The organism is Neorhizobium puerariae, assembly GCF_042429745.1.
Classification (GTDB): Bacteria; Pseudomonadota; Alphaproteobacteria; order Rhizobiales; family Rhizobiaceae; genus Neorhizobium; species Neorhizobium puerariae.
The window spans coordinates 93,774-101,181 of the sequence record NZ_JBHMAA010000002.1; the positions used below are offsets into that span (position 1 = coordinate 93,774).

Genomic DNA, 7,408 nt, shown 5'->3' on the forward strand with positions numbered 1-7,408 from the left:
TGGTCAGCCGTAGGCGACCGTCACGCCCGGAAAACTGTCGTTGCGGTAGATGGTGTTGATTTCCTCTGCCGACATGGGTTTGCCGAACAGATAGCCCTGCAGCTCGTCGCAGCCGCTGCGCTTCAGCGCCAGGGCCTGGCTCTTGGTCTCCACGCCCTCGGCCGTGACGGGAATCTCCAGCGAACGGGCGAGCGCGACGGTCGCCTGCAGCATGTCGACGGCCCGGCCGCCGTCGTCCATCGCATGCACCATCGATTTGTCGATCTTCATCCGGTCGAAGCCGAACTGCCTGAGATATCCCACGCTGGAGAAACCGACGCCGAAATCGTCGAGCGCGATCCGGACACCGAGCCGCTTGAGCTTGGCGAGCGCCGCGCGGGCCCGTTCCGGGTTCTGGATGAAATAGCCCTCGGTCATTTCCAGCGTGATGCGCGCCGGGTCCGTCCGCGTATCGCGGAAGACGGCTCCGACATGTGCGACGAAGGCCGGATCGCGGAACTGGCCCGGTGAGATGTTGACCGAAAGCCGCAGTTCCGGCCATCCGGCGATCGTCTCGCAGGCGCGATGCAGCACGTATATCCCGAGCTGGTCGATCAGCCCGGTCGATTCGGCGATCGGAATGAAGATGTCGGGCGACACCGGGCCGTGCCCCTTGCGATTCCAGCGGGCAAGCGCTTCCACGCCGACCAGCCGCCACGTCTTCGCATCGACCACCGGCTGGTAGACCACATGCAGCTCGCTTTGTTCGATCGCCGCCCGCAGATCGATCTCCAGGAGGTTGCGGCCTTCGCGCTCCGCATCCATCTCCAGTCGGTAATACTCGGCCCGGCCGCCGCCCGTCTCCTTGGCGTGGTACATCGCCATGTCGGCATGCCGCACCAGTTCCTCGCCGGACACCCCGCCCTGCGGAGAAATCGCGACGCCGATGCTGGTGCCGATCGTCGCCACCCGCTCGCCGATCACGAAAGGTTCGTCGAAGAAGCATAGAATGCGATCGCTCAGGCTTTCCACCGCCTTGGCCACCTGCCCGGTCGAAAGCGCGATGGCGAATTCATCGCCCCCGACGCGCGCCAGCGTCGCCTCGTCTCCGACAAGCGTCTTGAGGCCGGCGGCGACACCGCGGATCAGCCGATCGCCGGTTCCATGGCCGTAGGCGTCGTTGACCTCCTTGAAACCGTCGAGATCGAGATAAAGCAGGACGACATCGGTCCCGTCGCGGCGGCTTGCCGAGACCAGCCCGTCCAGCGCGGCGAAGAAGCCGGCGCGATTGAGGAGCCCGCTCAGCCGGTCGCTCATCGCGAGCCGTCGCGCGGCCGCCTCGTCCGCCTTCAGCCGGTTCAGCGTATTGCTGCCACTGACGAAGAGAAGCAGGAAGAATAGGCCGACCATGGCAAGCGCGCAATAGACGAGCGGCCGAACCTGCGCATAACCCATGTCGCCCGGCAGGCGCGGCGGCCAGACGAACTGCCGCAGCAGCGTGTCGTGGGCATTGCGGATGTCGACGCCATTCGGAGCCGCCTCGCCCGCGCCGGCGAAACGAAGTCCCTCGATGACATAGGTTTCCGCAAGGTCCCGGATCTTCGCCTCGTCCAGATGGCGGGCGAAGACCAGGTAGCGCCGGTCCTCGGGCGGCTGGTTCAGCGCGCCGGATTTCTGGCGGACCAGCGCGACCCCGACGGCTGCCAGTCCCTTTTCCGTCCGGACGAAACCGGTCGCTTCCGGCACGGCCTCCGGCCCTGCGGAATACGCCTTTTCGAACAGCGTCCAGAAGGAGGAATCGAAATAGGCCGAGGGCGACCAGGCGACGGGAGCGCCGTCCTGATAGGCCATCAGGACGTTCCGGCGGGCGTCCATGACCAGAGCCGTATCGAAGAGGTCGCTGTTGACCGTCATGTCGCCGTAGTTGCTGACGGTCCATTCCCGGTCGCCGGCATAGACGAACCTCGCCGCGTCGTCCCAGGCGGCATAGTCGTTCAGCGTCGCGTGGAGCTGGCTTTCGAAAGTGCGGATCGCGCCGACCATGGTCTCCCGCGAGCGCGCGTCGTCCGCCCGGTTGGCGTAGTCGGCGATGCGGTCCAGCGCGGTCAGGATGAAGATCGTCACCAGCGCCACGACGACCGCAAATGCAAACAGCATGGATGTCACGGCGGATCGACGGCCGACCGAAACGGTACGTCGGAAACGTGACGGAAGAAACCGCATGAAATACCTCGCTAGATTGTACATCTTTCGCGGGTATTCCTTCAGATAGCGTTAAAGGCGGAGGGCCGGACTTCGCCCTGGAAGCCCGGCCCTCCGGTAATTTCACGAAAGTCTATATCACCAGGCCGCGATCACGGCGCCCTTGAACTGGGTGTTGACGAAATCCTTCACCGCGTCGCTGTGATAGGCCTCGATCAGCGTCTTGACCCAGGCGGCGTCCTTGTCCTTGGCGTTGACAGCGATGATGTTGATATAGGGCGCCTTCTCGCCTTCGCGGGCGATCGGGTCCGTCTTCGGGTTGAGCCCGGCTTCGAGCGCATAGTTGGTGTTGATCACCGAGGCGTCGACATCGTCCAGCGAACGGGGAAGCTGGGCGGCGTCGAGTTCCGCGAATTCGATCTTCTTCGGGTTTTCCGCGACATCCGCCGGGGTAACCTTGAGGCCCGCGCCTTCCTTCAGCTTGATGAGGCCCTGATCGGCGAGGATGAGCAAGGCACGGCCGCCGTTCGTCGGATCGTTCGGGATCGCGACAGTCGCGCCTTCCTTGAGGTCGCCGATGCTCTTCACCTTCTTGGAATAGACGCCCATCGGGAAGTTGACGGTCTGGGCGACGCCGACGAGGTTGAACTTGCGGTCGGCCACCTGGTTGTCGAGATAGGGCTTGTGCTGGAAGGAATTGGCGTTGAGTTCGCCGTCTGCCAGCGCCTGGTTCGGTACGACATAGTCGGAGAATTCGAGGATTTCGATGTCGAGGCCTTTCGGCTTGGCGACTTCCTTCACTTTTTCCATGATCTGGGCATGCGGGCCGGGCGTCACGCCGATCTTGATCGATTCCGCGAACGCCGGGGCGGCTGCGAACGCGGCCAGCGCCGCCGCGATGATGAGCTTCTTCATTGGGTGTCTCCTTGGTTGTTGTGGCGGCCAGTCCTGGGAGGCTGGATTTCGAAAATCAGGTCTTGCGGTTGCGCTTGTCGAAACGGCGTGCGAGCGCGTCGCCGGCACTCTGGATCGCCTGCACGAGCACGATCAGCACCACGACGACGGCGAGCATCACCTCCGGCATGAAACGCTGGTAACCGTAACGGATGCCGAGGTCCCCCAGCCCGCCGCCGCCGACCGCGCCGACCATGGCGGAATAACCGACCAGGCTGACGAGGGTGAGGGTGAGCGCCAGCGTCAGGCCCGGCCTGGCTTCGGCAAGCAGAACCTTGAAGACGATCTGCAAAGGCGTGGCGCCCATGGCCCGGGCGGCCTCGATCAGGCCCTTGTCCACTTCGCGGATCGCCGCCTCGGCAAGCCGCGCGACGAAGGGAATGGTCGCCACCGTGAGCGGTACGATCGCGGCATAGGTGCCGATCGAGGTGCCGGTGACGAGGCGGGTGAACGGGATGATCGCCACGACCAGGATGATGAAGGGCGTCGAGCGCGCCGCGTTCACGATCGCCCCGATGACGCGATTGCTGACGGGTGCCGGAAAGAGTTCGCCCTTGCCGCTGGTCGCGAGGAAGACGCCGACCGGCAGGCCGATGAGCGAACCGACGAGACCGGCGGCGGCGACCATCTGCAGCGTCTGCAGGAGCGCCTTGGAAAGCAGGCTGAGCAGCATATCAGGAGACATAGCCGAGCACCTCCGTTCGAAGTCCGGTCTGGACGTAGAAGCGTTCGGCGCGGGCAAGCACCTCCGGCGTCGCCGTGTAGGAAATGACCAGCGACCCATAGGGCTCGCCGGCGATCTCGTCGATCGTGCCGGCGATGATATTCACTTCCGAACCCAGTTCCTGGATGAGTTTCGAGATCAGCGGCTGCTGCGCCGTCTCGCCGAAAAAGGTGACGCGCACGACCGCGCGCGAAACCGCCTGCGGCGCGGCGGCCAGCTTGCGGGCGATCGATTCCGGCAGCCTGGCGCCGGCAAGACCGGCCAGCAGTGCCCGGGTCGTCTCGTGCTTCGGATCGGTAAAGACGTCGAAGGTGCGTCCCTTCTCGACGATCCGGCCGCGATCGATGACGGCGACATCGGAAGCGATGGTCTTCACCACCTCCATCTCGTGCGTGATGAGAAGAACCGTCAGGCCGAGTTCGGCATTGATGCGCTTGAGCAGATCGAGGATCGACTGGGTGGTCTCGGGATCGAGCGCGGACGTCGCCTCGTCGGAGAGAAGCAGCTTCGGCGAGGTGGCGAGCGCCCGGGCGATGCCGATGCGCTGTTTCTGGCCGCCGGACAGCTCGGCCGGATAGCGGTTCGCCTTGTCGCCGAGACCGACGAGATCGAGAAGCGGCGCCACCTTCTCCCGGATCTCCCGGGCAGGCAGGCCGGCAATCTCCAGCGGCAGCGCGACATTCTCGAACGCGGTGCGGGAGGAGAGCAGGTTGAAGTGCTGGAAGATCATGCCGACCTGGCGGCGAAGATCGCGAAGCCCGTTTTCGGAAAGTCCCCCGACTTCCACGCCGTCGACGACCACGCGGCCGGACGTCGCCTTTTCCAGCCCGTTGACGAGGCGGATGAGCGTCGACTTGCCGGCGCCGGACCGGCCGATGATGCCGGTTATCGCGCCGCGGGCCACGGAAAGATCGATGCCGTCAAGGGCGGTGAACTGGCTCTTGCCGTTGCCGCCGAAGCGTTTCGTCACCGCCTCGAACGCCACCATGGGAGCAGGAACGGCCTCAGCGACCGGCGCGGACCGGGCCGCGGCTTGTGCGAATGTCATTGTAGGCTCTCAGGTTAAGTCTGGTCATCCCGGCGACAGGATCGCCGTATTCAGTTCATGCGGCCAGGCGGCACATTCGATGACAGAAGACTTTCCGGAGCATCTTGATCGGCTTTCACTGGAGGCCGGGCCGGCCTCTTCTGATGCCGCATAAATGCCCGGACACGCTCCCGTTTAACAGGGATGATTTTTCGATTATTTTGAAATGCAGGAAAATCTTTCTCGCACCTGCGAAATCATCCCGACCTGTGGTTGCCTTTCGGAAATTGCGCGGCGAGTTCGCGATACCACTTGCCGCTCTTCTTGATCGTCCGCTCCTGGGTCTCGTAGTTCACATGAACGAGCCCGAACCGCATGCGGTAGCCCTCCGCCCATTCGAAATTGTCCATCAGGCTCCAGGCGAAATAGCCCTTCATCGGATAGCCGTCGCGGATGAGATCGGCGACCACCGAAAGGTGCTCGACATAATAGTCCAGGCGCGGCTGGTCATCCACCTCGCCGTTCACCGGCTCCATGTTGTAGCAGGCGCCGTTCTCGGTGATGTAGCAGTCCGGCAGGTCGTAGCGGCGGTAGAGATCCTCGACCAGAAGCTTCAGCCCCGGAGCATAGACTTCCCAGCCGATATCGGTCTTCACATCGCTCGCGCGCTGCGCCTCGACCGTCCAGGGAAAATCGCCCTTGCGCTCGGGATCGTCATGGACGCGCAGGGGCGTGTAGTAGTTGAGCCCCCACCAGTCGAGCTTCTGGCTGACGATCTCCAGGTCGCCGTCCTCGGCAGCCGGCATCCGGTCGCCGAACGCCTCCCGGAATGCCTGCGGATATTCTCCCTTGAACACGGGATCGAAGAAGACGCCGTTATGGAACTGGTGGGCGCGCTCACCCGCCGCGAGGTCCGCCGGGCTGTCGGAACCCGGAATGACCGAGTTCGCATTGATGACGATACCGGCCGGAACGTTCGGCGCGACATGGCGGATCGCCTCGACGCCGAGACCATGGGCAAGGTTGACATGGTGCATGGCGGCGAGCGCCGCCTCCATGTTCTTCTCGCCCGGGGCATGGATGCCGTAGAGATGGCTGAGCCACACGATGCACCAGGGTTCGTTGAAGGTTGCGACGGCGTCCAGGCGGTCGCCGAGGCGGGCCATCACCACCTTGGCGTAACGCTGGAACGCATAGGCCGTGGAACGCGCCGTCCAGCCGCCCTCGCCCATCAGCATCAGCGGCAGGTCCCAATGATAGAGCGTTGCATAGGCCTCGATGCCGCGCGCCTTCATGCCGTCGAGCAGCCGGTCGTAGAAATCGAGCCCCTCCTCGTTGATACGGCCGGTGCCGTCGGGAATGATGCGTGGCCACGCGATCGAGAAGCGGTAGCCTTCGACGCCCATGTCCTTGATGAGGTCGAGATCCGATTCCCAGCGATTGTAGTGATCGCAGGCGACATCGCCGTTATTGCGGTTGTAGACCCGGCCCGGCATGTTGGAAAACGCATCCCAGATGGAAGGTTTCCGGCCACCGGCCCTGGTCGAGCCCTCGATCTGGTATGAGGCGGTCGCCACGCCCCAGAGGAAGTCTCCGGGGAAGCGGGAGGCAAAAGTCTTGGGATCAATCATCGGATCGGCACCATCTCTGATCGCTACAGGCCCTGCAGCATCGTGCTTTCAATAAGGTAGAGCGTCCTTTGTGCGTCCCAAAGGACGCACGGCGCTCTAAAGGCCGTCCATCCATGCTGGCCGGCCGTTTAACCAACATAGCGGCGCTTGTACAGCGTCAAGACCCCGTATCCTGAAACGTTGCAGAATTGCGCCGCATCATATCCGGCCCATGCTCACGCCAATGTCAGGAGACGTGTGTTGTCGCCCGTCGCCGGGCGGAGGCAAAAGAGCGCGATCAACAAGCAACTGGATAAACGATGCAAAAGACGATCAGTAACCTGCAACCCTGTTTCCTGAGCCTGCTGCGTGCCGTGGCGGGCCTTGTGCTTTTCAGCTACGGAACACAGAAAATCCTTCTGTTTCCGGCCACCGACCGTGTGCCGCCGGCCTGGTCGCTTTCCTGGACCGCCGGGCTTCTCGAACTCGTCCTGGGCTTCTGTGTTCTGATCGGGTTCAAGACCCGTCCCGCAGCCTTCGTCCTCTCCGGCCTCATGGCTTTCGCCTATTTCATCGGCCATTTCCCGAGAGGTTTCTTTCCGGCGCAAAACGGCGGCGTCGCCGCCATCCTGTTCTGCTTCGTCTTTCTCTACCTCTTCGCAGCCGGCGGCGGTCCGATGAGCGTCGACGCGGCGATGAAGAACAGACGGGCTGCGGCGGCCTGACGCGGGTTGCGGGCTTTCCGGGGAAGGCCGGGCGGGGGGAGCTCCGGTTATGCGCCGGTGATGTGCGTGCTAGAGCCTGACCCATGCGCCGTTTTTGCGTGAGGAGGCGACGCAGGCCTGGACGAAGGCGACGCCGTCGAGGCCGTCGTCGACGGTCGGGTAGAGGACGGCGCCGTCGGCGGGAATG

General features: G+C 63.8%; 6 protein-coding genes. 1 reads left to right on the forward strand and 5 read right to left on the reverse strand.

Translation table 11 applies throughout. The features are described from left to right. Positions 1-3 precede the first annotated feature (3 nt). The 5 genes from ACFFP0_RS01130 to ACFFP0_RS01150 form a co-directional block, all read right to left on the reverse strand. Positions 4-2,202, reverse strand: a complete 2,199-nt coding sequence (locus tag ACFFP0_RS01130) for a putative bifunctional diguanylate cyclase/phosphodiesterase (protein ID WP_377254836.1) — start codon at positions 2,200-2,202, stop codon at positions 4-6. Between the two features lie 117 nt (positions 2,203-2,319). After that, positions 2,320-3,096: a MetQ/NlpA family ABC transporter substrate-binding protein gene (locus ACFFP0_RS01135; protein WP_377254839.1), complete on the reverse strand. Its 777-nt coding sequence runs from the start codon at positions 3,094-3,096 to the stop codon at positions 2,320-2,322. A gap of 55 nt (positions 3,097-3,151) precedes the next feature. Continuing rightward, positions 3,152-3,820 carry a methionine ABC transporter permease gene (locus tag ACFFP0_RS01140; protein ID WP_377254841.1) on the reverse strand — a complete coding sequence of 223 codons (669 nt, stop codon included), beginning with the start codon at positions 3,818-3,820 and terminating at the stop codon, positions 3,152-3,154. Further along, entirely contained in the window at positions 3,810-4,847 is a 1,038-nt protein-coding gene (locus tag ACFFP0_RS01145) for a methionine ABC transporter ATP-binding protein (RefSeq protein ID WP_377254850.1), read from the reverse strand. The genes ACFFP0_RS01140 and ACFFP0_RS01145 overlap by 11 nt, the downstream gene beginning before the upstream one ends. 296 nt (positions 4,848-5,143) lie before the next feature. Beyond that, positions 5,144-6,517 (reverse strand): GH1 family beta-glucosidase, encoded by a 1,374-nt coding sequence (locus ACFFP0_RS01150; protein ID WP_377254844.1) that lies wholly within the window; start codon positions 6,515-6,517, stop codon positions 5,144-5,146. Positions 6,518-6,816: 299 nt separating this feature from the next. On the opposite strand from ACFFP0_RS01150, the gene ACFFP0_RS01155 reads away from it, so the two are divergent. After that, positions 6,817-7,221, forward strand: coding sequence for a DoxX family protein (locus tag ACFFP0_RS01155; protein WP_377254847.1), 405 nt, complete (start codon positions 6,817-6,819; stop codon positions 7,219-7,221). Positions 7,222-7,408 lie beyond the last annotated feature (187 nt).